General features: G+C 65.3%; 23 protein-coding genes and 1 tRNA gene. 6 read left to right on the top strand and 18 right to left on the bottom strand.

Going from position 1 to position 24,372, the window contains the following annotated elements; all coding sequences use genetic code 11:
- Positions 1–66: 66 nt before the first annotated feature.
- Positions 67–351, bottom strand: coding sequence for an usg protein (locus QX070_RS13030; protein ID WP_315714735.1), 285 nt, complete (start codon positions 349–351; stop codon positions 67–69).
- 379 nt (positions 352–730) lie between these two features.
- On the opposite strand from QX070_RS13030, the gene groES reads away from it, so the two are divergent.
- Together groES and groL are read left to right on the top strand one after the other, a co-directional pair.
- Complete coding sequence (gene groES / locus QX070_RS13025; protein ID WP_008966485.1) at positions 731–1,045, top strand: co-chaperone GroES; 315 nt, start codon at positions 731–733, stop codon at positions 1,043–1,045.
- An 87-nt stretch (positions 1,046–1,132) separates the two neighbouring features.
- Entirely contained in the window at positions 1,133–2,773 is a 1,641-nt protein-coding gene (gene groL, locus QX070_RS13020; RefSeq protein ID WP_315714737.1) for a chaperonin GroEL, read from the top strand.
- Between the two features lie 329 nt (positions 2,774–3,102).
- Here the strand turns inward: groL and QX070_RS13015 are convergent, their stop codons facing one another.
- The 6 genes from QX070_RS13015 to QX070_RS12990 all read right to left on the bottom strand — a co-directional run bounded on the left by QX070_RS13015 (position 3,103) and on the right by QX070_RS12990 (position 9,090).
- Positions 3,103–3,675, bottom strand: coding sequence for a 2OG-Fe(II) oxygenase (locus QX070_RS13015; protein WP_315737446.1), 573 nt, complete (start codon positions 3,673–3,675; stop codon positions 3,103–3,105).
- 150 nt (positions 3,676–3,825) lie between these two features.
- Positions 3,826–5,166 (bottom strand): RtcB family protein, encoded by a 1,341-nt coding sequence (locus tag QX070_RS13010; protein WP_315737445.1) that lies wholly within the window; start codon positions 5,164–5,166, stop codon positions 3,826–3,828.
- 667 nt (positions 5,167–5,833) lie between these two features.
- Complete coding sequence (locus tag QX070_RS13005) at positions 5,834–6,370, bottom strand: HNH endonuclease (RefSeq protein ID WP_315737444.1); 537 nt, start codon at positions 6,368–6,370, stop codon at positions 5,834–5,836.
- Between the two features lie 39 nt (positions 6,371–6,409).
- Positions 6,410–6,484: transfer RNA gene (locus QX070_RS13000), tRNA-Asp, on the bottom strand.
- Positions 6,485–6,527: 43 nt separating this feature from the next.
- On the bottom strand, positions 6,528–6,716 hold the full coding sequence (locus QX070_RS12995; RefSeq protein WP_315737443.1) for a hypothetical protein: 189 nt from the start codon (positions 6,714–6,716) through the stop codon (positions 6,528–6,530).
- A gap of 1,198 nt (positions 6,717–7,914) precedes the next feature.
- A complete protein-coding gene (locus tag QX070_RS12990; RefSeq protein WP_315737442.1) occupies positions 7,915–9,090 on the bottom strand; it encodes a DUF2778 domain-containing protein in 1,176 nt (391 codons plus the stop codon).
- Positions 9,091–9,197: 107 nt separating this feature from the next.
- On the opposite strand from QX070_RS12990, the gene QX070_RS12985 reads away from it, so the two are divergent.
- Both QX070_RS12985 and QX070_RS12980 read left to right on the top strand, forming a co-directional pair.
- Positions 9,198–9,446, top strand: coding sequence for a hypothetical protein (locus tag QX070_RS12985; protein ID WP_315737441.1), 249 nt, complete (start codon positions 9,198–9,200; stop codon positions 9,444–9,446).
- Positions 9,447–9,743: 297 nt separating this feature from the next.
- Positions 9,744–10,544, top strand: coding sequence for an FkbM family methyltransferase (locus tag QX070_RS12980; protein WP_315737440.1), 801 nt, complete (start codon positions 9,744–9,746; stop codon positions 10,542–10,544).
- An 8-nt stretch (positions 10,545–10,552) separates the two neighbouring features.
- On the opposite strand, the gene QX070_RS12975 is transcribed toward QX070_RS12980, so the two are convergent.
- The 3 genes from QX070_RS12975 to QX070_RS12965 all read right to left on the bottom strand — a co-directional run bounded on the left by QX070_RS12975 (position 10,553) and on the right by QX070_RS12965 (position 13,665).
- The gene (locus tag QX070_RS12975; RefSeq protein WP_315737439.1) at positions 10,553–12,070 is read right to left on the bottom strand and encodes a glycosyltransferase family 39 protein; all 1,518 of its coding nucleotides are present in this window, start codon (positions 12,068–12,070) and stop codon (positions 10,553–10,555) included.
- On the bottom strand, positions 12,067–13,200 hold the full coding sequence (locus QX070_RS12970) for a glycosyltransferase family 2 protein (protein WP_315737438.1): 1,134 nt from the start codon (positions 13,198–13,200) through the stop codon (positions 12,067–12,069). Before QX070_RS12970 ends, QX070_RS12975 begins: the two co-directional genes overlap by 4 nt.
- 264 nt (positions 13,201–13,464) lie before the next feature.
- Positions 13,465–13,665, bottom strand: a complete 201-nt coding sequence (locus QX070_RS12965) for a hypothetical protein (RefSeq protein WP_315737437.1) — start codon at positions 13,663–13,665, stop codon at positions 13,465–13,467.
- Positions 13,666–13,822: 157 nt separating this feature from the next.
- Between QX070_RS12965 and QX070_RS12960 the strand changes: the two genes are divergently transcribed.
- Both QX070_RS12960 and QX070_RS12955 read left to right on the top strand, forming a co-directional pair.
- Positions 13,823–14,647, top strand: a complete 825-nt coding sequence (locus QX070_RS12960; protein WP_315737436.1) for a DUF72 domain-containing protein — start codon at positions 13,823–13,825, stop codon at positions 14,645–14,647.
- Between the two features lie 15 nt (positions 14,648–14,662).
- Complete coding sequence (locus QX070_RS12955) at positions 14,663–15,124, top strand: DUF488 domain-containing protein (protein ID WP_315737435.1); 462 nt, start codon at positions 14,663–14,665, stop codon at positions 15,122–15,124.
- Between the two features lie 4 nt (positions 15,125–15,128).
- Here the strand turns inward: QX070_RS12955 and QX070_RS12950 are convergent, their stop codons facing one another.
- The 8 genes from QX070_RS12950 to adhP form a co-directional block, all read right to left on the bottom strand.
- The gene (locus QX070_RS12950) at positions 15,129–16,814 is read right to left on the bottom strand and encodes a tannase/feruloyl esterase family alpha/beta hydrolase (protein WP_315737434.1); all 1,686 of its coding nucleotides are present in this window, start codon (positions 16,812–16,814) and stop codon (positions 15,129–15,131) included.
- Positions 16,815–16,906: 92 nt separating this feature from the next.
- Positions 16,907–18,208 carry an adenylate/guanylate cyclase domain-containing protein gene (locus QX070_RS12945; protein WP_315737433.1) on the bottom strand — a complete coding sequence of 434 codons (1,302 nt, stop codon included), beginning with the start codon at positions 18,206–18,208 and terminating at the stop codon, positions 16,907–16,909.
- Positions 18,209–18,247: 39 nt separating this feature from the next.
- Positions 18,248–19,405, bottom strand: coding sequence for an ABC transporter permease (locus QX070_RS12940; RefSeq protein WP_315737432.1), 1,158 nt, complete (start codon positions 19,403–19,405; stop codon positions 18,248–18,250).
- Complete coding sequence (locus QX070_RS12935) at positions 19,402–20,340, bottom strand: ABC transporter ATP-binding protein (RefSeq protein ID WP_315737431.1); 939 nt, start codon at positions 20,338–20,340, stop codon at positions 19,402–19,404. The genes QX070_RS12940 and QX070_RS12935 overlap by 4 nt, the downstream gene beginning before the upstream one ends.
- A complete protein-coding gene (locus QX070_RS12930) occupies positions 20,337–21,128 on the bottom strand; it encodes an efflux RND transporter periplasmic adaptor subunit (RefSeq protein ID WP_315737430.1) in 792 nt (263 codons plus the stop codon). Before QX070_RS12930 ends, QX070_RS12935 begins: the two co-directional genes overlap by 4 nt.
- Positions 21,125–21,799, bottom strand: a complete 675-nt coding sequence (locus QX070_RS12925) for a TetR/AcrR family transcriptional regulator (RefSeq protein ID WP_315737429.1) — start codon at positions 21,797–21,799, stop codon at positions 21,125–21,127. Before QX070_RS12925 ends, QX070_RS12930 begins: the two co-directional genes overlap by 4 nt.
- Before the next feature lie 120 nt (positions 21,800–21,919).
- Positions 21,920–23,200 carry an alpha-glucosidase/alpha-galactosidase gene (locus QX070_RS12920; RefSeq protein WP_315737428.1) on the bottom strand — a complete coding sequence of 427 codons (1,281 nt, stop codon included), beginning with the start codon at positions 23,198–23,200 and terminating at the stop codon, positions 21,920–21,922.
- Between the two features lie 97 nt (positions 23,201–23,297).
- Complete coding sequence (adhP, locus tag QX070_RS12915) at positions 23,298–24,323, bottom strand: alcohol dehydrogenase AdhP (protein ID WP_315737427.1); 1,026 nt, start codon at positions 24,321–24,323, stop codon at positions 23,298–23,300.
- Between the last annotated feature and the right edge of the window lie 49 nt (positions 24,324–24,372).

The raw sequence follows: 24,372 nt of genomic DNA, 5'->3' as shown, positions 1-24,372 counted from the left end.
CGGGGACTCACGCGCGTCCGCGTTGAACCCGGATATCGCTTCGCTCACCCGGGCTACGCGTCGGCCTCAATGCAGCCGGAACACGCCGTCGACGGCGCGCAGCTCGGCCGGCTTGATCAGCTTGGAATGCGCCACCGTGACCGAGTACAGCGGACCCTCGATCTTCTCCTGCCAGAACGCCAGGAAGTCCTGCAGCGCGGGGAATTTCGGAAACAGGTCGTAGTTCTGCCAGACGTAGGTCTGCAGCAGCGAGCGGTGATCCGGCATCCGATACAGGATCTGCGCCGTCGTCAGCCCGTAACCCAGCACCTGTTTCCGAAAGTCCTCGGAAACCTCAACCTTCGACACCATGCCAACCTCCGTTTCTGGAGCGCATGTCCGTGTGGCCAACCGGGATGGAGCCACCCGGCAAAGATGCGCTCACTGCCAAGAAATGTGACGCATGTCCTCAACCCATCTCAAGCTTAAATGTTTAACGACATGTTGAAAAATGCTGCATTAGCAGCCACTTAGCCCAGGTGCTAATACGGGGTTTCATGGTTCGTTCCGCTCCCGTTAACGCTATCGGAACGCTTTGGCAGAGCCCGCAGTTGACTGCTAATTTTTCTGCTACAAGCCCTTGTCCGGCTGAATGCTCTCCCCTAAATCCAGCCCACGTGCTGGCACTCGCCGGCACCGACTGCCAAAATTCCAGAAACTGACAATCGCCTCAATAGCTTAGGAGGACTGTATGGCTTTCCGTCCGCTTCACGACCGCGTCGTGGTCAAGCGCATCGACGCCGAAGAGAAGACCGCTGGCGGCATCATCATCCCCGACTCGGCCAAGGAGAAGCCCTCGCAGGGCGAAGTGATCGCGGTGGGCCCGGGCGCCCGCGACGAGAGCGGCAAGCTGGTCCCGCTCGACGTCCAGGTCGGTGATCGCGTGCTGTTCGGCAAGTGGTCGGGCACCGAGGTCAAGATCGACGGCCAGGAGCTGCTGATCATGAAGGAAAGCGACATCATGGGCGTGCTCACCGACACCGCGTCGAAGAAGAAGGCCGCCTAAGCCAACCCGCTCAACGCTCACCCTGAGGAGCGCCTGCGGGCGCCCTGCCCAGGGTGAGACGACCAATTCAACTCAGGGAAACCCAATATGTCAGCAAAAGACGTTAAGTTCGGCGTCGACGCCCGCGATCGCATGCTGCGCGGCGTGGACATCCTCGCCAATGCCGTCAAGGTCACGCTCGGCCCGAAGGGCCGCAACGTCGTCCTCGACAAGTCGTTCGGCGCTCCCCGCATCACCAAGGACGGCGTCACCGTCGCCAAGGAGATCGAGCTCGACGACAAGTTCGAGAACATGGGCGCACAGATGGTGCGCGAAGTCGCCTCCAAGTCCGCTGATGCGGCCGGCGACGGCACCACCACCGCGACCGTGCTGGCCCAGGCCATCGTGCGCGAAGGCGCCAAGGCGGTTGCCGCCGGCATGAACCCGATGGATCTGAAGCGCGGCATCGACCTCGCGGTCGAGGCGGTCGTTGCAGACCTCGTCAAGAACTCCAAGAAGGTCACGTCGAACGACGAGATCGCCCAGGTCGGCACCATCTCCGCCAACGGCGACGCCGAGATCGGCAAGTTCCTGGCCGACGCCATGAAGAAGGTCGGCAACGAGGGTGTCATCACCGTCGAGGAAGCCAAGTCGCTCGAGACCGAGCTCGACGTGGTCGAGGGCATGCAGTTCGACCGCGGCTACATCTCGCCCTACTTCGTCACCAACGCCGACAAGATGCGCGTCGAGATGGATGACGCCTACATCCTGATCAACGAGAAGAAGCTCTCCTCGCTGAACGAGCTGCTGCCGCTGCTCGAGGCCGTGGTGCAGACCGGCAAGCCGCTGGTGATCGTCGCCGAGGACGTCGAGGGCGAGGCGCTGGCCACCCTGGTCGTCAACCGCCTGCGTGGCGGCCTGAAGGTCGCGGCCGTCAAGGCGCCGGGCTTCGGCGATCGCCGCAAGGCCATGCTGCAGGACATCGCGATCCTGACCGGCGGCCAGGCGATCTCGGAAGACCTCGGCATCAAGCTCGAGAACGTCAACCTCTCCATGCTCGGCCGCGCCAAGAAGGTGATGATCGACAAGGAGAACACCACGATCGTCAACGGCGCCGGCAAGAAGGCCGACATCGAGGCGCGCGTTCAGCAGATCAAGGCGCAGATCGAGGAGACCACCTCGGACTACGACCGTGAGAAGCTGCAGGAGCGTCTGGCCAAGCTCGCGGGCGGCGTCGCGGTGATCCGCGTCGGCGGCGCGACCGAGGTCGAGGTCAAGGAGCGCAAGGATCGCGTGGATGACGCGATGCATGCGACCCGCGCGGCTGTCGAGGAAGGCATCCTGCCGGGCGGCGGCGTCGCCCTGCTGCGTGCTTCCGAGCAGCTCAAGGGCCTGCGCACCAAGAACGACGACCAGAAGACCGGCATCGAGATCGTCCGCAAGGCGCTCTCCGCCCCGGCCCGCCAGATCGCGATCAACGCGGGCGAGGACGGCTCGGTCATCGTCGGCAAGATCCTGGAGAAGGACCAGTACGCCTACGGCTTCGACAGCCAGACCGGCGAGTACGGCAACCTGGTCTCCAAGGGCATCATCGACCCGACCAAGGTGGTTCGCGCCGCGATCCAGAACGCCGCCTCCGTGGCTGCGCTGCTGATCACGACCGAAGCCATGGTCGCCGAGCTGCCGAAGAAGAACGCCGGCGGCCCCGCAATGCCTCCGGGCGGCGGCATGGGCGGCATGGACTTCTAAGGTCCAGCCTCCTCAAGAGATACGAAGGGCGCGGCGAAAGCCGCGCCCTTTTTGTTTCGCCGGGGCCCGAATGTCGCCGGGGCTCATGCGGGCTTCGTCGCTAAACTCCTCTCCGCCGTCATTCCGGGGCGTTCAAGCGCAAAATGGCGAAGCCATTTTGGAGCAGCGCGAATGAGCCCCGAATCCATAGCCCGAGCGGTGGTTGGTCGAAGACAGACGCCACAAGCACCTCGCACCACACGACGGCCTGTGGCTATGGATTCCGGGCTCGCGCTACGCGCCCCCCGGAGTGACGAACGGAGAGCGCGCGCCTTGTGCGACGCGCCCCCTCACCTGCTCCGCCGATACATCACGTCCGTCCGCAGCACGTATTTGCGCCCCTTCGTCACGGGATCGCCGCGATGCATGATCGGGTGATGAAACAGCAGCGCCATGCCTTTCTTCGGAATGATCCGGAACGGACCATCCGGCATCAGGCCGGTGTCGTCGCAGAACGACGTCGTGCCACCTTCGAAATCATCGTTCAGATAGATCATGAAGGTGAACTGGCTGCGCTCGCCATCGTCACGCTCGAAATGGCCGTCGCGATGCCATTCGAACTTCTGTCCGACATCATAGCGATACAGCCGCAGCCGCTCGTTCAGCCCGACCGGCTGCCAGCGATGCTGGAACGACGGTGCGAGATGGCCGGCGAGCCGCTGATAGAGCCCTTGCGCGCGCTCGGTATCGTCGACGATGACGCGATCGTTGTTGCGATAGTCCTTGACGCTGCGCGGCGCGAACAACGTCGCCTCCTCGAAGCCCATCTGCTCGCCCAAGCGGATGTAGTCCTCGCACTCGGCAGTGGAGAAGAAGTTCGCAATCGTCTCGATATTGTCGGCGTGCCAGGTCAGCCCGGTCATGATCGTGTCTCCGTCATCGTTGCGCAATCGCGTAGCCCGGATGAGCAAAGGCCGGCGCCTTGCGGGCGCAGGCCGGAGCGACATCCGGGGTCTCACGAACTGCACGTGCGGACCCGCATGTCGCCTGCGCTCATGCGGGCTACGAGAGGCTCAATCCTTGAACGGATCGAACTCGCCCTCGCCCGCCATCACCACGGCGAACGGCCGCAGCGTATGCACCACCCTCACCGAGCCGGCGTGCTCGGCCAGCACCTCGGGCAGACGGCGATAGGCCATCGGGCTCTCGTCGAGATCGGCGCCGATCAGGGTGACGCCGCGGCCCTGCAGCCAGGCGTCCATCTCGTCGCGCGTGAAGCGCCGCTTGGCCTCCCTGCGCCCGAACAGCCGCCCGGCGCCGTGCACCGTGGAGTACAGCGAGGCCTTGGCCTCCTCCGACTCCACGCCCTCGATGATGACGGCGTCGTCGCCCATCGAGCCGCCGACGAAACCGCGCTGGCCTGGAAAGGCCGGCGTGGCGCCCTTGCGCACCACCCACAGGTCACGCCCGTCATGGGTCTCACGCCAGGCATAGTTGTGGTGGTTGTGCACGCTGTCGGTGACCGCACCGCCAATGATCTGGCGCACGCGCTCGGTCACCCACTCGCGTCCCGCATAGGCGTAGCGCCCGGCGAGCTGCATCGCGGCGATGTAGCGCTGCCCAACCTCCGAGTCCTCGTCGACCACGGCGGGCGGCACGTTCATGCCGTCCTTGCCGCCGGCGGCCTTGAGGTAGCGCGTCGCCGAAGTATGGCCGAGACCACGGCTGCCGAAATGCACGCCGATCCAGACGAAGCCGGCCTCGTCGCGCATCAAATCGACATAGTGGTTGCCCGACCCGACCGTGCCGAGCTGCCCGACCGCCTTCTGCCGGTACGCGTCCATGTCGGAGCAGCGCCACGCATCGGCGTCGTCGAACAGCTCATGCTCGACCCGCTCGGCGTTCTTGCGGCCGACGCCGAACGAGATCACCCTGGCGACATCCTTTATGATGGTGCCGACCTTGTCCTCGATCGCGCCGAACTGCGTGTCGAGCCGGACCGCCATGTTGCCGCAGCCGATGTCGAAGCCGACCCCGGAGATGCTGATCTGCTTCTCATAGGCGATCACGCCGCCGACCGGCTGGGCATAGCCGAGATGGCCGTCGGCGCAGATCACCCCGGCCACGGCATTGCCGACCGCCATGCAGCTCCTCATCTGCGCGATGGTCGCATCCTCGTGACGGCCAAACACCTTCAGCGGGCTGTTCTGATACTGCGCGGCCTGTGGCCGGCTCGCGACCGTGTCGCCCAGCGCCGTGGCCTCGCGCGCCAGCTGCTCCTTGCGCGCGGCGTCGCGGAACGTGCACCACAGCGGCATCGATCGCTGCCCGGGCCGCTCGACCCGTGCATCCGGATCGAGCCCGGCCTCGATCGCCAATTGCCTCGCGCGCTCCTGATAGGGATCGGCTCGCATGTGATCCTCCTCACTCGTTCATGCATGACCCTGCCGCGCCGGCGTGGCGCTGCAATGATCGGGACTTGCACGGCGTGACGCCGCGCAAGTCCGGTGGTGCAAACAGAGAGACGGATCTGATCGGAGTGTCCCGGATGGGACATCAGCCTGGCGGATCGTCTCTCTGGCGTTCAAGACAGAGGGACGATCCCGCTGCCTCGCTACGCTGCTAGTTGATTGTGACGGGACAGCGCGCTCCCCGCGGAGACTGCCGGCACGCACAGGACGCAACCACGGCGCCGCAGTTGCGGCAGCGCGCTGTCCTCTATCTGACGTGGGGTCGAAATCGGCATGGCTCTCTCGCTGGCGGATGTCCGCCGGATAAGTTGGCGCGTGCTCTTACAGGATTTTACCCGTTTGTAAAGTAAGCCGTACGTAGCTGAAATAACTTCGTGGCGTTTTAGCACCGCCGACGCACGTCATGAGTTGTCATGGTTATGGCTTCGGGCTCGCACTGCGCGCGCCCCGGAATGACGACAAGATCGTTGCAGCTCAGCATGACGAGTAGTCGTAGCCCACATGAGCGCAGCGACATGCGACTTCATACGAGTGGCACGCGAGACCCCGGATATCGCCTCCGCCGAAGCCCGTTGGGCTTCGGCGTCCGCTCATCCGTGCTACGCGGCGCTCACCGCTCGAGCTCCACATCCCAGTACAAATGATCCTGCCAGGTCACGTGCAGGAATCTCGGCGGAAACAGGCGCTGCGCAGCCATCAGCTCGTGCCGTGCCGGCTCGAACGGCGGCCGCCGCGGCTTGAGATGGCGCCGGTCCTTGCGCGCGTTGCAGGGACTGCAGGCGGCGACGATGTTGGTCCACGACGTCTCGCCGCCGTCGACGCGCGGCACGACGTGATCGAAGGTCAGCTCGCCGTGGAGATAGCGGCTACCGCAGTACTGACATTCAAAGCGATCGCGCAGGAAGACGTTGAAGCGCGTGAACGGCACGCGCATCGCCGGCCTGACATAGTCGCGCAGCGCGATCACCGACGGCAGCCGCATGGTGACGCTCGGGCTGCGCACGACGCGGTCGTACTCTGCGACCACGACGTGCGACTCGCCGACAACGGCCCTGATCGCGTCCTCCCAGAAGACCACCGACAGCGGGAAATAGCTCAGCGGCTGGAAGTCGGCGTTGAGAACCAGCGCCGGGTTTGTTGCTGACATCGTCGACCTCCTCTCTTCGCTTCATCTGCCCGGTCGTGTTGGCGCCCATGACGGGAATCGAACCCGCCTTCCCGGATCGACAATCCGGTCCCTTCACCAGACGGGAACATAGGCCATGTCATCGCGCCCGGACTGCACCGGGCATGGTCATCGTCAATCAATCGAACGCGACCGGAGCGTGCTCCGGCTGAACCCCGTTGATGTAGTCGAGATAGATCTGGCGAGCCCGTGCCTCGCTGACTCCGCGGCACGTCATGACGATGCGCACGAAGGCAACCGCCACCGGCGAGCACAGCGCTCGGGCGTGGTCGACTATCTCGGAATCTGGGCTCATCATGCGGGTCATCAGACCCTCCGCTATGTCTGCGGAGGGTGAGATCCCGCCGCCGGTTATGCTCTTGCTGGAATTTCGCGTCCCGATGTCGTCAGGGACAGCACGAGATCAAATGGACCCTGACAGGCGACGCCCATGCCCGACCCATCGCGCGACCAGTTAAGCGGTCGTTCGTTGGTGGCGGCGTTCGCGAGATGTGAGCGTAGGCTCAACACGATCGTGGTCCTCAAGAGCGCGCCGGCGAGCGGCGCGTCAATTTCGATGGGGCAGAGCTATGCGCAGAATTTTCCGAAGCCGTCAAGGCCGGAGGGGGAAGCGATGACGGCGCGCCTCCGGCGACGCGACAGATTTGCAACGACCAGACTGGTCGTCGGGCAAATCAGTTGCGCATTATCGCGAGCTCCAAGGCCGCAATCGGCCCTGCGAGAGGTCGAAAACGCGTGCGCGCGAAAATTCGTTTGTCGAGCCCGGTCAATGGGATCGCCCCGCTCACCGCCAACCCCGAACATTTTCCTGTTTCCAAAAATCAGAAACCGTGCATTCTATGCCGGTCCTGTCCTCATGAGAGGGGCGCTTCGCGATCGTCATGAACGTGGAGGGCGGGATGCGGTGGGCGCGTCGGGTTGCAGCGTGATCTGATCACGCGGACGAACGATCCGGTGCGCACGGCGAAGTCGTGATGTCCTGGCACCCCGATGCTGGTGTCAAGGTCGGAGAGACGAATGCTCCGACCGATGGTGGCCAGAAAGCCCGGCGCACCAGGGAGACCACGTATAAGCCGTAAGGCCATCGCGCGGGGAATGCCGGATGATGCGGCTGAACCTGTGGTGACTGCCGCCTGCTTTTTCTTCTGCAGGCGGGCCATGGGTGAGGCCCTCACCCGGCATTCCCCGCGCCCTCTTCCGATTTCGGAGGGCCAGTTTACGAGCAGCACTCGGGCGCCAGGCGCCGCGAGAATGCGCAGTCATGGCCGTGCTTTTTGAAGCGTGAAACGGATCTCATTCCGGCCCCGGCTCAACGCCAGGCGACGGCGTTGTTTGTCGATGCAGGACCTGTGGGGTGGGCAAAGTGGCCGACGAAGGCGGCAGCGTGCCCACCGTCAATCAGCCCTCTCCTCGGCAAAACGGTGGGCACGGCGCCAACTACAAATATTCGTGTGGCACGCGCGGAATGGGCGCCTTTGCCCACCCTACTCCGTAACGGCTGCGCCTCAGTCGATGCGCGAGAGCACGGCGAGCTTGCGGATGCCCTTGTTCTTGTAGGCATCGAGGAACGCGTAGTAGTCGCGGAACGAAACGCAGCCGTTGGAGTCGCCGTTCGGCCCGAGCATGAAGGTGTGGGCCAGGAGGCCGTTGCGACCGTGGATGGCGTCCTCGCCGCCGATCGGATTGAGCCGCAGCGCCGGCACGCCGTGGAACAGCGCCTCGCGCGGCTTCAGCTCGTAGATGTGCGGCGGCGTCACGCCGCGCATCTTGATCTTCTCCGAGCTCGGCTTGTCGAGGTTGTCGCCGAGGCCGGAATGTGCCTCGAGCTTGGTGCCGTCGGGCAGATACACCGCCTTGGCCGAGATGTCGTAGACTGCGGTGCTCAAATCATACGGCGGCCGGCCGCCGCGGGTCGGATCCTTGGCGATGCTGGCGGTGATGTTGGAATCAGCCGAGGCATAGGCCAGGAGGCCGCCATCCTGGTTCTCCGGCTTGCCCCAGAGCTTTTCCTGGATCGAATGCCGGTCGCCGGCGATCGACAGCACCGCCGCCTTGGCGCGCTCGGTCATCGCGCGCAGCGAGAAGCCACTGCTCTTCGGCGGATTGGCCTCGGCGGCCTGCGCCGGCGTCGCGGGCTGCGCGGCCGGCTTGGCATTGGCGAGCGCCAACTGCATCGGCGGCCGGGCATCCTTCTTCGGCGCCTCGGCGACCTTCGCAGTCTCGGCCGGCTTGGCTTCGACCGACTTGGCCTCGATCTGCTTGGCCTCGATCTGCTTGGGCGCGGCTTCGGCGAGCCTGGGCAGCGGCGGCGCGCCGTTCGCGGCGTTGGAGGCGACGCCCTGCGGCACGGCCGCGCCGAAGCGGTCGTTGAACATCTGCGGCGTGATGGCGGCGACCGTGGTGACGGGCGGAGATTCCGGGAATGCCGAGAAGGCCTCACCCACCGCATCGGCGGCGCTGCGCGTCGCAAGCCGCGGCGCCGGGCGCACGACGGGCTCATCCTGCTCGATGCTGCCCAGGGTCGGATAGGCATCGGCCGCGATGATCTCGGTATAGACCGTCACAGCGCAGCCCCCGATCAGGCATGCGATTGCCGCGCCACCGATCAATTTGTGAGAGAACGCGATCAGGGAAGACTTCCTGCGATTTCGTGCGGCCAACGCAGCTCGACTGTTACTCATTCACTCACGCCCGAACGAATACTCGATAACTCTCGCTCGATGCGCCACGGACAACCGCTTTGCATCTCGCAGAAGCACAGAGCTTCATTAGGGCGACTTTTAGTTAAATGCTGATTAAGTTTTGGCAGATTAAGGGCGGGTTAACCATGGACGTCTGTTTTGCCGGCAAACAGGGCAAAAACAGGGCGAAATTCCAGCCAAAAGCAATATTGCCGCCCCAGGCCGTTCCTGAGGAGCAGCATTCGACGGCCGCCGGAATCCGTAAACCATCGCAGGCCGCGTTAACGATTGAGCTCTGCCAGAGGGGCGCTATCGATGACTCACGTTTAGGCGTGCTGACGAGGGAAAGGGCGTAGTTTTCACTTGTTCAAGGCCCCTGCTCGGACATGGTCTTGCCGATCTTCTCGACGCGTCTGAAAGCATTGGTCACGTACAATCGCATGTCGCCCGGTCTCCGCGGCAATCGGATCAGGACGGTCGTGGTCCAAGGCGCAATGGCGACGGCAGCCGCAGGTGGACCGCATCCGTAACAAGCCGGGATTTTCCGCGCTGTGGACACCGGCGGCGGTATGGTAGGGAACGATTCTCGGCAACACTCCGCCGGCGAATCGTACCGCGTCCGCTCCCTGCCGAACACGACACGAGAGGACTCCATGCAGATCCCCGACCGGAAGCTGGCCTTCGTCTTGGCCGCGAGCAATCACGGGACGATGATCGTCAACCGGCTCGACTATCGCATGGTCGACGCCAACCGGGGCTACGGCGTCGGCTATCAGATCCTCGACACGGGGGCTTTCGATCCGGGCGAGGTGCAGCTCGCCGTCCGCCTGCTCGGCTTGCGCCGCCGGCACCATGGCGATGGCGCCGTCGCGATCGACTGCGGTGCCAATATCGGCGTCCACACCATCGAATGGGCGAAGGCGATGACCGGCTGGGGATCCGTGCTCTCGATCGAGGCGCAAGAACGGATCTACTACGCGCTCGCCGGCAACATCGCGATCAACAACTGCTTCAATGCGATCGCCATCCATGCCGCAGTCTCGTCGGAGCGCGGCGTGCTCAACATCCCAAGCCCGAACTACCTGACCCCATCGAGCTTCGGCAGCCTCGAGCTGCGCCAGCGTCCCAACACCGAGTTCATCGGCCAGGCCATCGACTATGCGGAAAACACCGTCGAGGTGCGCAAGCTCCCGCTGGACGATTTCAATCTGCCGCGCTGCGACCTGATCAAGCTCGACGTCGAGGGCATGGAGATCGAGGCGCTCGAAGGCGCGGCGGCGACGATCGAACGCTGCACGCCGATCATGCTGATCGAGAAGATCAAGACCGATGCGGAGCAGCTGCGGCAATGGCTGGATTGCCGCGGCTACAAGACCATCGATGCCGGCATCAACATGGTCGCAATTCATGCGCGGGACAAGGCGCTGGCGGACATCATCCCGCAGCAGCCCTGAAGCGGGCGTCAGCGCTGCAGCTCCGGCGGCGGGGTGCGGTCGAGCACCTCCCGCTTGGGCTCGCTCAGCGCATAGAAGGCATAGGTCTCGATGGTCAAAGGTCCACGCCTGCGTTCGGCCTCGCCGATCTTCTCGACGCGGCCGAATGTATTGCTGACGTAGAACCGCGATGCGATCTGGACCTCGTCCACGAGCAGCTGCGTGCCCGCCAACTGCGCCGGATCCGGCTCCGGAAAATTGACCCAGCGGATGCGCTGGATCGGCTGCAGCACGCAGGTCCCGGACGGAAGATAGAACGACAGCCAGGCGGTGGTGCCATAATCCATCGCCAGCACGCAGGAGGCGCCGGCGCGCACGCGCGCTGCCTCGATCTCGGCAGCCAGGGGGCGCCAGCCGACGCCGACGCTGCGGACGGTGGCATCGCGCCGATAACCGGACAGCAGGCCCGTGTTGGCCTGCACGATCAGCGCGACGAACATCACGACGCCGGCGGGCACGGCCCAGCGCAGGCAAAAGTCCGCCGTGCGCTGCTCGCGCGGGGACCAGGCGACAAGACGGGCCGCCGCAGCGGCAGCCACCACGAAGGCCGGATAGATCGGCGCGAACCAGTTGGCTTCGACGCGGGCATGCAGCGAATGCCACGCGAAATAGGCGACGATGACCCAGACCATGGCCTCAATCAGGACGCGGGCCGCCGCGTCCGCTGCCCTGCGCCGGGCCAACCCATAGAGGCCCATCACGCCGAGGATGAAGACCAGCGGCGTGGCGAAGGCGAACTGCGTCGGGATGATCTCGGCGATGTAGACGGGGCGGACCTCCTCGATCCTGGCGCGGCCGAGCTGCTTGATGAACGACACCCATTGGTGCTCGGCATTCCACAGGATCACCGGCGAGAACAGCGCGAATGCTACGAGGCCGCCGAGATAGGGCCAGGGCGAGGCCAGCCAATGGCGCAGCTTCGGCACGGCGACGAGCCAGATCAGGATCGCCGCGCCGAAGAACATCGCGGTGTATTTCGACAGCAGCGCCGCGCCGACGGCCGCGCCGACCGCGAGCCACCACATGCCCCTGCCCGTCTCCAGCAGCTTGGCACAGAAGAACAGCACGAAGCTCGAGGCCACCAGCAGCGGCGCGTCGGGGGTCACGATCAGCGTGCCGACCGCAGCCATCAAGGTGACGTTGAGCAGCAGCGCCGCAGTCGCCGCAACGCGCACGCTGCCGAACAGGATCTCGGCGGTGCGATAGACCGCATAGCTCATGGGCAGGCCGAGCAGGATCGAGACCAGGCGCACGCCGAGCACGCTGTCTCCGGCGATCAGCGTGCCCAGCCGGATCACGACCGCGACCATCGGCGGGTGGTCGTAGTAGCCGCCGGCGAGATGCTTCGACCACATCCAGTAATAGGCTTCGTCGAAGGTGATCGGCGTGACCGCGGCGGCGATCAGCCGGAGCACGACGAGGCCTGTGATGGTCAGCCAGACATTGCGGACCAGCCGGGCGTCGTCGGCGCCTGCCGCAGAGGTCATCGCTTGCGCCAGACGAACAATCCGGAGATCGCGTAATTCCAGACCACGCCCATCAGCGCGCCGGCCGCGCCCGCCAGCCACCAGATCGGCTCCTGGTCATAGACCGAGAAGGCGACGCCGACATTGGCGAGCAGGCCGACCGAGCAGACCAGATAGAACGCGAGCAGGCCGCGCAGAATGGCAAAGCCCTTCAGCCGCTGGTCGCGATAGGTGAGGAAGTTGTTGAGGATGAAGTTCGAGGTCATCGCGATGAAGGCACCGAGCGCCTGCGCCTCCGCGAACGGCATGTCGAACGCATTGAGACCAAGAAAGAGCGTGGCCAGATGCACGACGAGGCCGGTGCCGCCGACCATGGCGAACAGCAGGAAGCGCAACGACACCACGTCGTTGGTCATCTTGGCCAGCACGAGGCCGAGGAAGTCGAGGGCGACCATCGAGTCGAGCTTGCTCTCGCCATGCAGGCGCGAGCCGAACGTATAGGGCACCTCGACGGTGCGCAGGCCGCCTTCCGCGCTCGCAATGATGTCGAGCAGGATCTTGAAGCCCTGCATCGACAGCTTCGGCGCGATCTGTTCGAAGCGGTCGCGGCGGATCATGAAGAAGCCGCTCATGGGATCGTTGACCTCGACCTTGAGCGCGCGGCGCGCGATCTCGGTGGCGAAGGCGCTGGCCCCGGCCCGCTTGCTGTCGAAGCTCGCGGCGCTGCCGCCCGCGATGTAGCGACTGCCGACGACGAGCTCGGCGGCGCCACTCTGCAAGAGCGCCAGCATCTTCGGCAGCTGGGTCTCGTCGTGCTGCAGATCGGCGTCGATCACGGCGGCATAGGGCGCACTGGCGGCCAGGATGCCCTCGATGCAGGCACCGGACAGGCCGCGGCGGCCGATCCGGCGGATGCAGCGGACGCGTTTGTCGCTGCGCGACAATTCGCGCACCACCTGCCAGGTGCCGTCCGGAGAGTTGTCGTCGACGAATACGACCTCCCACGGCACGTCCCTGAACGCCGCCTCCAGCCGCCGGTACAGCGTGGTGACATTGTCGCGCTCGTTGAAGGTCGGGACGACCACCGAAACGATCGGAATATCAGCGGTTTGCGGCGGCGCGGGCATGGCCGGTCGGAGGACATCGTTCATGGTGCGGATGCGTATATCTGCCGCGTTCCACACTGCCAAGCGCAACGGCTGAAGGAGGGCCCAAAAAGGCCGGACTGTGGTGCCGGCTTGCATCGCTCCCAAGCGAGGGGCCCAAAATGCCAACGACCACAAACAAAGGGTGCGCGTACATCCGGCGCAACCGCTCTGCCGTGGTCGTCTCGGTGCCGGAGCCGTTACAGCTCGACGTCACCGTCCCGACCAAGATGGGGCGCCTCGGCTGGATTGCAAGGGGCCCCGGCCGGCCTAGTTCGGAACCTCACGGACCACGGGTCCGCGCACGGCCGGAGCCACCGGAACCGTCTGCACCGGGGTTGGCGGCACCTCGACCTTGGCCGGCTGCATCTGACGGGCCATCGGCCCGACGGGAACATAGTAGAAGGCTGCCGCAAGCACGGCAGCGGCGACAATCGCCCCCAGCAGGCCGCCGACCGATTCCGCTCTCATTGCCATATCTCCCCTTCCCGGCCCGTGCCCTGGATACACGAGGCTCCGGAGCACGGGAAGAGTGACGGCGCAACAGCGCCGAACTGGTCAGAACTGGCCCGGTTGACTATCGTCTCCCTACCGCAACACCCTCACCAATCAGCATCGGAATCGATCCGTGAGCAAAGCCCCTGCACGCGCCTCGCAATCCAAGAGCCACATCTACATCGGCATCGGCGGCTGGACCTTCGCGCCCTGGCGGGGCGTGTTCTATCCGGACAAGCTGCCGCAGTCGAAGGAGCTCGAATACGCCGCCTCGAAGCTGACCTCGATCGAGATCAACGGCACCTATTATGGCTCGCAGAAGCCGGAGAGCTTCCGCAAGTGGGCACGCGAGGTGCCGGACGGCTTCATCTTCTCGCTGAAGGGGCCGCGCTTCGCCACCAATCGCCGCGTGCTCGCCGAGGCCGGCGATTCCGTGAAGCGCTTCTACGACACCGGCGTGCTCGAGCTCGGCGACCGGCTCGGCCCGGTGCTGTGGCAGTTCGCGCCGACCAAAAAGTTCGACGAGGCCGATTTCGGCAAGTTCCTCGAGCTGTTGCCGCGCGAGCTCGACGGCCGCAAGCTGCGTCACGTCGTCGAGGTCCGCCATGACAGTTTCTGCGTCCCCGGCTTCGTCGCGCTGCTGCGCGAGTTTGCAACGCCGGTCGTGTTCGCCGAGCACGGCAAATATCCGGCGATCGCCGATGTCGTGGGTGACTTCGTCTACGCCCGACTGCAGAAGGGCAATGACGAGCTTGCGACCTGCTATCCGCCGAAGCAGCTCGACGCCTGGGCGAAGCGATTGCAACTGTGGGCCGGCGGCGGCGAACCGGACGACCTGCCACGGGTTGACGACAAGCCGGCGAAGAAGACGCCGCGCGACGTATTCGCCTATGTCATCCACGAGGGCAAGGTGCGCGCGCCGGCTGGCGCGATGGAGCTCATCGAGCGCGTGAGCTGAGGCAGGAGGCGCATGATGGCCAAGAGCAAGACCCTGTTCACCATCGGCTATGAGCACACGCCGGCCAAGGCCGTGCTCGATGAGTTGCAGGCCGCCGGCGTCAAGCTGCTGGTCGATGTGCGCGCGGTGGCGGCCTCGCGCCGGCCGGGCTTCTCCAAGAGCCAGCTCGCTGCCGGGCTCGACGAGCGCGGCATCGGCTATGTGCATCTGCGCGGGCTCGGCACGCCGAAGGAGGGCCGCGAGGCCGCCCGCAGCGGCCATTACGACACGCTGCACAAGATCTACAGCGCCCATCTGAAGACGCCGCAGGCGAAGGAGCAGATGGACGAGCTGACCTCGCTGGTGAAGAGCGCCGGTCCCGTCTGCCTGCTCTGCTACGAGCGCGACCACGCCCATTGCCACCGGCAATGGATCGCCGAGATCATCGAGGACCGCGATCAGGTCAAGGTGAAGAACCTGGTCGCGCCTCAGGTGTGAGTCGCTACTCCGCGGCGCAGGTGAACGACGACGCCTGCTCGATGTCGCCGCTGACATATTTGGCGAATTTCGGCCACGGGCACAGCGGCCGCGTCCGCTGCGGGCTCCATGTCGATGGGAGCTCCTTGTTGGCCGCATTGACCGAGGCCGTGATCGCCTCCGGCGTCTTGCCCTTCTCGACCCAGTCCATCAGCGCGCCCAGCGCATCGAACTTCTCCAAGGTGACGCCGCCGCCGCAATGGGTCTCGCCGGGCAGCGCAAACAGCCGCGCGAACGTATCGGCCTTGCCCTGCACATTGGCATTGAGCTTCTCGTACCAGCGGACAGTGTCGTTGATCGAGAACACCGGATCGGCCTGGCCGTGATAGATCAGCATCTTGCGCGCGCCGCCCTGGAACGCCGGCAGGGTCGGATTGTCGACCGCGGGCGGGGCCATGAAGTCCATCGCAGACTCGGTGAATGGACCTTCCTTGGCGTAGATCTTCGGTGCGTCCTTGTCGAAATCATAAGTCTGCAGCTTCTCGACCAGCTTGTCGGGCGAGCCCTCGATCTCGACTGGCGGCGTTGAGAAGATGTAGTTGAGCGAGGCGCCGCCCATGGTGGCAATGATCGGAAGGTTGTTCCACGGCGCCACCGGGCTCTCGACCTTCCAGGCGCGCCAGTTGCCGGTGCCGACCCCACCATCCACCGGCCAGTCGGAATACAGCGGCTCGCCCTTCGAATTGTGGGGACCCGCGAAGACTTTCTTCAAAGCATCGACCTTGGCGGCCGGCAGGCAGGCCTCGGCCGCACCAGCGGCGCAGCGGAGGCTGTCGAAATTGAACGCTTTCTGGCACGCCATCAGGTTCGCCGTCAGCCCATCCTTGGCGCCGTCGAGCCCGTCGCAGACCTCCGTGATCTTGGAAGCGATCAGCTTGGCATCCTCCCGCGTGATCGACTTGCGGATGTCGACATCGGCCTTGGTCAGCGCCTGCACGTCCCAGGCGTGCTGCACGGCAGCGCGCGGCAGGTTGAAGCCGGGATTGCCGACCAGGAAGCCGTCATACTGCTCGGGCATGCGCTCGGCGGCCACCATGGTGTGGCGGCCGCCATTGGAACAGCCGGCGATGTAGGAATAGTCCGGCTTCCTGCCGTAATGCGCCGAGATGATCGCCTTCGCGATCGGCGCTAGCGTGATGTCGGCCGAATAGCCGTAGTCGCGGCGCGCCTGCGGATCGAGCCCGAAAGCTGAGCCGGACGCAAGCCCGCGCGGCTTGTTGGCGGGATCGTTGCCGGAGTGGCCGCTGTCCGACGACAGCACGGCAAAGCCGCGGGCGAGCGGCGTCACACCGCCACCGACGAGACCGTCGGCCTTGTCGCCGAGCGCCGGCACCACGACGCCATCATTGCCGCCATTGACCTGGTGCAGGAAGCGGCCGTTCCACGTCTCCGGCAGCCGCATCTCGAACTGGATCGCATACGCATGGCCGTCGACGCCGGTGCGCTCATTGACCTTGCCGGACAGAATGCAATGCCGCGGCAGCCCGTCGGCGGCCTCCTGCAGCTTCGATCCCGTCAAGGTCAGCCCGGGGACCTTCAGCACCTCGGCCGTCACCTTGCTGCAGGCAACATCCTCAGCCCGCACCGCCTCCAGGCCGGCTGCGCACACGATGCCTGCTGCGGCCAAAAACGACGCCCCGGTTCGGATCATGCGTTCCCCCTGATCATGCTTTTCGTTGAGGGCAGTTAAACGCGAAGACCATCCAATGTAAATCTCAGACGTCGGGCGACGGGTCGCCTGCGTCAGTGCAATTGCCAGATCTCGAACGGCCGGTCGTAGCCGCGCACCGACACCGCGCCGTGGAAGACGGCGTCGCGCGCCCCGTCGCCGGCCGCCTGCCGCACCTCGCTCGAGATCAGGAGCTGCGAATCGAACTCCTTGTTCAGCGCCTCGAGCCGCGAGGCGAAGTTCACGGTGTCACCGATGACGGTGTACTCTTTGCGCCGCGGCGAGCCGATGCTGCCGGCGACCACCTCGCCGAGATGAAGACCGATCCCGATCCGCAGCGGCCAAGACGACATCGCGTTGACACGCTCCATCGCGGCCACCATCTCGCGCGCAGCCACGACCGCCTGCACGGCGGCATCGCGCGACTCGAACGGCGCGCCGAACAGCGCCAGGAAGCCATCGCCGAGGAACTTGTTCACGATGCCGCCATGGCGCTCGAGTATCTCGACCAGCACCGCGAACGCGCCATCGAGGCGATCGACAACCTGCTGCGGCGTCTTCGACCGCGCCGCCGCGGTGAAGCCGCGGAAATCGACAAACATCACCGCGACCTCACGGATGTCGCGCGCCTCCGCCGTCCCCTCCTTCATGAGGCGCTCGACGACCTGGGGCGAGACGTGCTGGCCGAACAGATCGGTGACCCGGTCGCGCGCCGACGCGGCCTCGATGCTCGCCGCGAACTGGCGTCGCAGCTGCACGCTGACGGCACCGGCGAGCATCCCGCACAACAGGATGATGAAGCTGCGCTCACCGTGATAGTAGATCTCCGGATTCTGGCTCGCATCCATCGAAGGCCGATCGATCAGTGCCACCGCCAACAACTCCACCGCGGCGACGAGGCCGGTGAAGCTCGACAGCCAGAAATCGAGACGAAGCGTCGAGAGAACGATGAAGATGAAATAGACCAGCGGCACGCCGAAGCCCAGCGCCTTGTCGTGGCCGATGCCCTCGATCTGCAGGATGAGGACGAACGTTGGCAGCGAGGTCTCGACCAGGGCGCTGACATAGCGCCAGATCACCGGCACGTCCCGGCCGTGGCGGATGTCCGCCTTGATCCTGAACAGGATGAGGGTCTCGAAGCTGATGAATGCGACGATGATCGCGTAGACGTAGAGGACCCCGATCCGGCTCGGCCAGATCCACTCCGAGATCCTGGGCTCGAAGATTTCGACCAGCACCGACATCACGAGAAACAGAGCCGCAGTGGCGATCAGCGCCCTCACGCGCAGCAGCTCGGTGTTCAACGTCTGACGCATCAGCGCCTGGTCGAACTCGGCCGGCGCTTCGTTCGCCTGTCCTCCTCCCACGATCTGCATCTTGCCTCAGCCGTTCCTGCTCCCAGCCGCCATTGTGCCTCAATCGAGGGTGCGGCGGAAGCGCAGGACGGCGACCGTCATGGCGAACAGCATGAGGACGAACAGGGCGATCGTATCATGCTGCAGGTTCTGGAGCGTCGAGCCCTTGAGCATGATGGCGCGGACGATGCGCAGATAATGCGTCAGCGGCAGGCACTCGCCGAGCACCTGCGCCCATTGCGGCATGCCGAGAAAGGGAAACATGAATCCGGACAACAGGATGCTCGGCAGGAAGAACATCATCGACAGCTGCATCGCCTGCAGCTGGTTCTGCGCCAGGGTCGAGAAGGTGTAGCCGATCGACAGGTTGGTGGCGATGAACAACGTCGACAGCAGCGCCAACAGCAGCAGGTTGCCCATGATCGGAACGCCGAACAGCAGGAGGCCGATGCCGATGATGATCGTCGCCTGCAGGAAGCCGACCATCACATAGGGGATGATCTTGCCGAGCATGACCTCGACCGGCTTGATCGGCATCGACAGCAGGCTCTCCATCGTGCCGCGCTCGATCTCGCGCGTCACCGAGAGCGCAGTGAAGATCAGCATGGTCATGGTCAGGATGGTGCCGACGAGGCCCGGCACGATGTTGAGCCGCGACGAGGCCGCCGGGTTGTAGCGCGCGTGGGCCCTGATCTCGAACGGCGTCGTGACGGGATTGCCGGTGTAGAGATCGTGCGCGAGCGCGGTCTGCACGATCATGCCGAGCGAGGACAGTGCCGAGGATGCTGCGACCGGATCGGTCGCGTCGGCCGCAACGAGCAAGGCCGGCCGGTCGCCGCGGCGGACCGCGCGCTCGAAGCCGCGCGGGATCTCGACGCCGAACAGGACCTTGCCGGACAGCAAGAGATCGTCGAACTCGGTGACGCTCGTGACTTCCCGGGTGAAGCGGAAATAGGCGGTGTTCTCCATCGCCTTCAGGATCGAGCGTCCGAGATCGCTGTCCTCCTGCAGCAGCACCGCCGCCGGCAGATGATGCGGCGTGGTGTTGATGGCGTAGCCGAACAGCATCAGCTGCATCACCGGGATCATCACGATCATCGCGAACGAGACCCGGTCGCGCTTGAGCTGGATGAACTCCTTGACCAGCATCGCGTAGGTGCGCCGCCAGAAGCCGAAGCGGGACTCGGGAGATGCCTGGTGGACGGCCGCGTCGCTCATTGGAAGTTGTCCCGTGAGCGGTTCATCAGGTCGATGAAGACGTCCTCGAGCGAGGGCGCGGCGGGCTGCCAATGCAGATCAGCCTTGTCGCGCCAGGACGCGATCGCGGCGTCCAGCGCGTTGCGGTCGCGGCCGGACACGTGCAGGCTGGTGCCGAACGGCGCCACCATGTCGACACCCGGCTTGCCGGTGAGATCTGCCGCGAGTTCGCGCAGATCATCGCCGCTCACCGTGTATGTGGTGAGCGCCGATTGCGCGATCACTTCGGAGACCGTGCCGTGCGCCAGCAGATGACCATAGGCGATGTAGGCGATCTCGTGGCAGCGCTCGGCCTCGTCCATGTAGTGGGTCGAGACGAGCACGGTCAGCCCTTCGCCGGCGAGCGCGTGGATCTCGTTCCAGAAATCGCGCCGCGCCTTGGGATCGACGCCGGCTGTGGGCTCGTCGAGCAGCAGCAATTGCGGGTTCGGCAGGGTGCAGGCCCCGAGCGCCAGCCGCTGCTTCCAGCCGCCCGACAACTCGCCGGCGAGCTGCCGCTCGCGGCCGGCAAGCCCGAGCCGCTGCACCATGTCGCGCGCGGCCTGGCGCGGATCGGGCATGCCGTAGAGGCGCGCGACGAATTCGAGGTTCTCCCGCACCGACAGGTCCTGATAGAGGCTGAAGCGCTGCGTCATGTAGCCGACCAGGCGCTTGATCTTGTCGGCATCGCGGCGGATGTCGAAGCCGAGGCAGGTGCCCTCGCCTCCGTCGGGTGTCAGCAGGCCGCACAGCATCCGGATGGTCGTGGTCTTGCCCGAGCCGTTCGGGCCGAGAAAGCCGTAGATCGAGCCGCGCTTCACTTGCATCGACAGATCATGCACGACCTCGCGGCCGTCGAAGGACTTGGTCAATCCCTGGACGTCGATCGCGATCTCGACGGGACCCGTTCCGTTCATTGCTTGTCCGCCACCGGGGTCTTCGGATCAGGCGTCTTGGAACGCGGATAGATGCTGACGGGTTGGCCGACGCGCAGTGCATCCGGCCGCGACGGCCGCGCCTGGATCAAATAGACGAGCTTGTTGCGCTCATCGAGGCTGTAGATCACCGGCGGTGTGTACTCCGCCGAGGTCGCGAGGAAATAGACGCGTGCCGTCAGGTCATCAGCGCAATTGTCGCAGGTGACGCGGACCTCGTCACCGATCGCGAGCTTCGGCAGATCCGGCTCCGGCACGTAGAAGCGCAGCTTCATGTTGCCCGGCGGCATGATCGACAGCACCGGCCGTTGCGCCGCGACCATCTCGCCCTCGCGGAAGTAGATCTGCTGGATGGTGCCCGCGACCGGCGCCACGCCCTTGCGCCGTGCCAGCCGCGTCTGCGAGGTCACGAGATGGGCCTCGGCGACGCGCAGCGCCGAAACGGCGGAGTCGAGCGTCGCCTGCGTCCCCGCGCCCGTCTTGCTCAGGGCCGCGGCGCGGTCATAGGTCTGCTGCGCATTGGCCAGCGTCGCCTTGGTCTGGTTGAGATCGGCCTGCTGCAGATCGTCGTCGACCGAATAGAGCGGATCGCCGACCTTGACCACGTCGCCCTCATGCACGTTCAGCTTCGTGATCCGGCCCGCTTCGTCCGGGCTGACGAAGATCATGTCGGCCTCGACCCAGCCTTGATAGCCAGGATCGCGCGTCTCCTTGCAGCCGTTGAACGTGAAGGCCGTGACCAGCACGGCAAGGCAGTGCAGCAGGCTCATGTCGGCCTCCTCGCGCCAAAGATCAGATCGAGATGGGTCTGCAGCATCGCTTCGGCGTCGAGCGGCGCATGTCGTTCGAACAGGCTCTTCCAGAGCACCGCAACCATCATCGGCGCGATCATCAGTTGCGGATGTTGCACCAGCTTGGGCTCGCGGATCTCACCGCTGACGATCCCGATCTGGATCAGGGCGCGCATGGCCGCGAGACCACGGGAAACGACCTCGCGGTAGTAGAAGTCGGCAATCGCGGGAAAACGGGGCCCCTCTGAAATGATGAGCCGCACGAGATCACCGCGCCGCGTGCCGGCGACCTCCTGCAGGAACATGCGCGCCAACGCCTCGACCATATCGCGCACCGAGCCGCCGGCCGGCGGCGGCGCGGCAAGACGGCCGACGAAGGGCACGATCGCGGTCCGGATCAATTCCTCGAACATCGATTCCTTGTCCTTGAAATGCAGATAGATCGTGCCCTTGGCCACGCCAGCCCGCTTGGCGATGTCGTCCAGCCGGGTCGCCGCGAAACCGCGGGCAATGAACTCGTCCATCGCCGCTTGCACGATCGCCGCGCGGCGCTCGGCGGAGCGATCCGCCCGGCGCGACGTGGCAGCTCCCGCGTCCGCTGTCTTGACGGCCTGAACTCTGCGCTCGGACAATTTCGAAGGTTTCGACATCGAGCAATTATGACTGACTGGTCAGTCAATGTAAAGAGGCCTCGCAGAGGCCGGTCTCGGCCCGCGTCAGGAGGTCGTACCCGACAGCGCGCGGCCCCCGTCAGACGACGCCGGCCGCGATCACGCGCAGGATCTGATGTAAGGCCGATTGATCTCCCAGAGCTCGTCCACGATCTGGCGCGCAGCGGCGGCCGAGTTGACCACGGGATCGATGAGCAGCGCCTGCAGCGCGAGATCCTTGGAGGCAGTCATGGCCGCCTGCACCGCCAGCTGCTGGACCTGAACCTGGACCGACATCAGCTTGGCGACGGCATCTGGAAGCGGGCCCAGCGACACCGGATGGATACCGACGCGATCCGCGACAACGGGCACTTCGACGGCGGCCTCGGCAGCCAGGTTGGGAATGACGTGACGGTTCAGAACGACGCCGGACTCGATGACCTGCTTCCGATCGTGCAGCACCGAGCCGATCACGGTGACCGCGCGCTCTCCGGACGGCATTCGCCACCAGTCCGGCATGCCGGCCCTGCCCGCCAGGACCTCGTCGATCTGCCGGATCAGCTTGGCCCGCTCCGCCTCGTCCCACGCGAAGTCGTACCCGCTCTCGCCCGCTTCCCAGCCATAGGCGAGATACTCGCCTACATGGCTGTCGCCGCAGCCCAGCCAGAAGCCGAAGTCGCGCAACAGCGCCCGCGTCAGCGGCGCGACCTTGGGGTCGTGGCTCCCAGCCTTTTCGCGGAGCAGTGGATAGAGATCGGCCCCGGTGTCGCGATCCCGGATCTGCATGAGACATTGGAAATGGTTGAGCCCGGCGCCCCACACCTCCACGCGCTCCTCGGCCAGTCCCAGAATGGAAGCCACCTGGCTGCGCGCGATGAAGATGCCGTGGCACAGGCCGATATGCGCGAGGCGGCTGTGAAGCCCCAGCGCGAGGATGATGCGGCTCTCGGGATTGGAGAAGTTGATGAGCAGCGCGTCCGGACAGCGCCGCTCCATCTCGCGCACGAAGTCGAATACGACCGGCAAGGTGCGGAGCGTGAAGAACAATGCGCCCGGCCCGCCATTCTCGCCCAGCGTGTGACGGATGCCGTATTTGCGCGGCACCTCGAAATCGAGCTTCCATAGGCGGTTGCGGTCGATCGCGGTGGCATGGATCACGAAGCCGGCGCCGTCGAGCGCCGCGCGCCAATCCGTGGTCGCCTCGATCTTAAGGCCGGCGCCGGAGAGGTCGTTGAGCAGCCGGGCCAATGCTTCCGACCGGGCCAGCCGGGTCGGGTCGCGGCCGACCAGCACGAGCGTAGATCCCGCGAGATCATGCGTCGAGAACAGGTCCCGGAACACGCTGAGTCCAAAGGACGCGCTGCTCGCGCCGAGGAAGACGATCTTGGTGACGGCTGCCATGAGCAATTTGTGCCAGCACCGCGCGTCCCCATGCCTGATCCAGATCAAACCGCCGCCCCAATGTTGGGCACGGCGGCGCGTCAATCGGTCTTGCTGATCAGCCGAAGTCGAGCACCACGCGACCGTCGATCTTGCCGGCCTTCATGCGGTCGAAGACGGCGTTGATCTCCGACAATGGCGCCGTGGTCACCTCGGCCGTCACCTTGCCGTCCGCGGCGAACGCGATGGCTTCGTCGAGATCACGCCGGGTGCCGACGATCGAGCCGCGCACGGTGATGCGCTTCAGCACGACATCGAAGATCGGCGTCGGGAATTCGCCCGGCGGCAAGCCGACCAGGCTGACCGTCCCCTTGCGGCGGACCATGTGCAGCGCTTGGGCAAAAGCCGACGTCGACACCGCGGTGACCAGCACGCCATGCGCGCCGCCGCCGGTGATTGCGATCACCCGCTCCACGGCATCCTTGTCGAGCGCGTTGACGGCGTGCTCGGCGCCGGCCTCCAGCGCAAGTTTCAGCTTGTCCTCGGCGATGTCGAGACCGACCGCCTTCAGCCCCATCGCCTTCGCATACTGGATTGCGACATGACCGAGGCCGCCGACGCCGGAGACCACCACCCACTCGCCCGGTCGCGTGTCGGTCTCCTTCAACCCCTTGTAGGTCGTGACGCCGGCGCAGAGGATCGGGGCGATCTTGGCGAAGTCCACATTGGCCGGCAGGCGCGCGGCGAACGCCGCGGATGCGATCACGTATTCCGCGAAGCCGCCGTTCACGCTATAGCCGGTGTTGTGCTGGTGCTCGCACAAGGTCTCCCACCCGGTCTCGCAATATTCGCAGCGCAGGCAGGCATCGTGCAGCCACGCCACGCCGACGGCATCGCCGACCTTGAAGTCGGTGACGCCGGGCCCGAGCGCGGCGACGATGCCGGCCGCCTCGTGACCGGGGATGAACGGCGGCACCGGCTTCACCGGCCAATCGCCGGAGGCGGCATGAAGGTCGGTGTGGCAGACGCCGCACGCCTTCACCCTGACCAGAAGCTCGCCCGGCCCCGGCGCAGGAATCGGAACGTCCTCGATGACCAGCGGCTTGCCAAAGGCTTTGACGACGGCGGCTTTCATGGTCTGCATCTGTCTGCTCCTCATGTCGCGGCGCAAACTAACGACGTCGGCGTATTCC

Source organism: Bradyrhizobium sp. SZCCHNR1093 (assembly GCF_032381175.1).
In the GTDB taxonomy this organism is placed as follows: domain Bacteria; phylum Pseudomonadota; class Alphaproteobacteria; order Rhizobiales; family Xanthobacteraceae; genus Bradyrhizobium.
This window is presented reverse-complemented; position numbering and strand designations above follow the sequence as displayed.

Excerpts from the sequence above, each read along its gene's own strand:
- QX070_RS12970 (WP_315737438.1), bottom strand. The coding sequence starts at position 13,200 with ATGAACGATGTCCTCCGACCGGCCATGCCCGCGCCGCCGCAAACCGCT.
- QX070_RS12945 (WP_315737433.1), bottom strand. The coding sequence starts at position 18,208 with ATGCAGATCGTGGGAGGAGGACAGGCGAACGAAGCGCCGGCCGAGTTC.
- QX070_RS13030 (WP_315714735.1), bottom strand. The coding sequence starts at position 351 with ATGGTGTCGAAGGTTGAGGTTTCCGAGGACTTTCGGAAACAGGTGCTG.
- adhP (WP_315737427.1), bottom strand. The coding sequence starts at position 24,323 with ATGCAGACCATGAAAGCCGCCGTCGTCAAAGCCTTTGGCAAGCCGCTG.
- QX070_RS12975 (WP_315737439.1), bottom strand. The coding sequence starts at position 12,070 with ATGACCTCTGCGGCAGGCGCCGACGACGCCCGGCTGGTCCGCAATGTC.
- QX070_RS12985 (WP_315737441.1), top strand. The coding sequence starts at position 9,198 with ATGCTGATTAAGTTTTGGCAGATTAAGGGCGGGTTAACCATGGACGTC.
- QX070_RS12935 (WP_315737431.1), bottom strand. The coding sequence starts at position 20,340 with ATGAACGGAACGGGTCCCGTCGAGATCGCGATCGACGTCCAGGGATTG.
- QX070_RS13005 (WP_315737444.1), bottom strand. The coding sequence starts at position 6,370 with ATGTCAGCAACAAACCCGGCGCTGGTTCTCAACGCCGACTTCCAGCCG.
- QX070_RS12980 (WP_315737440.1), top strand. The coding sequence starts at position 9,744 with ATGCAGATCCCCGACCGGAAGCTGGCCTTCGTCTTGGCCGCGAGCAAT.
- QX070_RS12990 (WP_315737442.1), bottom strand. The coding sequence starts at position 9,090 with ATGAGTAACAGTCGAGCTGCGTTGGCCGCACGAAATCGCAGGAAGTCT.
- QX070_RS12930 (WP_315737430.1), bottom strand. The coding sequence starts at position 21,128 with ATGAGCCTGCTGCACTGCCTTGCCGTGCTGGTCACGGCCTTCACGTTC.
- QX070_RS13010 (WP_315737445.1), bottom strand. The coding sequence starts at position 5,166 with ATGCGAGCCGATCCCTATCAGGAGCGCGCGAGGCAATTGGCGATCGAG.
- QX070_RS12950 (WP_315737434.1), bottom strand. The coding sequence starts at position 16,814 with ATGATCCGAACCGGGGCGTCGTTTTTGGCCGCAGCAGGCATCGTGTGC.
- QX070_RS12955 (WP_315737435.1), top strand. The coding sequence starts at position 14,663 with ATGGCCAAGAGCAAGACCCTGTTCACCATCGGCTATGAGCACACGCCG.
- groES (WP_008966485.1), top strand. The coding sequence starts at position 731 with ATGGCTTTCCGTCCGCTTCACGACCGCGTCGTGGTCAAGCGCATCGAC.
- QX070_RS12995 (WP_315737443.1), bottom strand. The coding sequence starts at position 6,716 with ATGACCCGCATGATGAGCCCAGATTCCGAGATAGTCGACCACGCCCGA.
- QX070_RS12965 (WP_315737437.1), bottom strand. The coding sequence starts at position 13,665 with ATGAGAGCGGAATCGGTCGGCGGCCTGCTGGGGGCGATTGTCGCCGCT.
- QX070_RS12920 (WP_315737428.1), bottom strand. The coding sequence starts at position 23,200 with ATGGCAGCCGTCACCAAGATCGTCTTCCTCGGCGCGAGCAGCGCGTCC.
- QX070_RS12925 (WP_315737429.1), bottom strand. The coding sequence starts at position 21,799 with ATGTCGAAACCTTCGAAATTGTCCGAGCGCAGAGTTCAGGCCGTCAAG.
- QX070_RS12940 (WP_315737432.1), bottom strand. The coding sequence starts at position 19,405 with ATGAGCGACGCGGCCGTCCACCAGGCATCTCCCGAGTCCCGCTTCGGC.
- QX070_RS13015 (WP_315737446.1), bottom strand. The coding sequence starts at position 3,675 with ATGACCGGGCTGACCTGGCACGCCGACAATATCGAGACGATTGCGAAC.
- groL (WP_315714737.1), top strand. The coding sequence starts at position 1,133 with ATGTCAGCAAAAGACGTTAAGTTCGGCGTCGACGCCCGCGATCGCATG.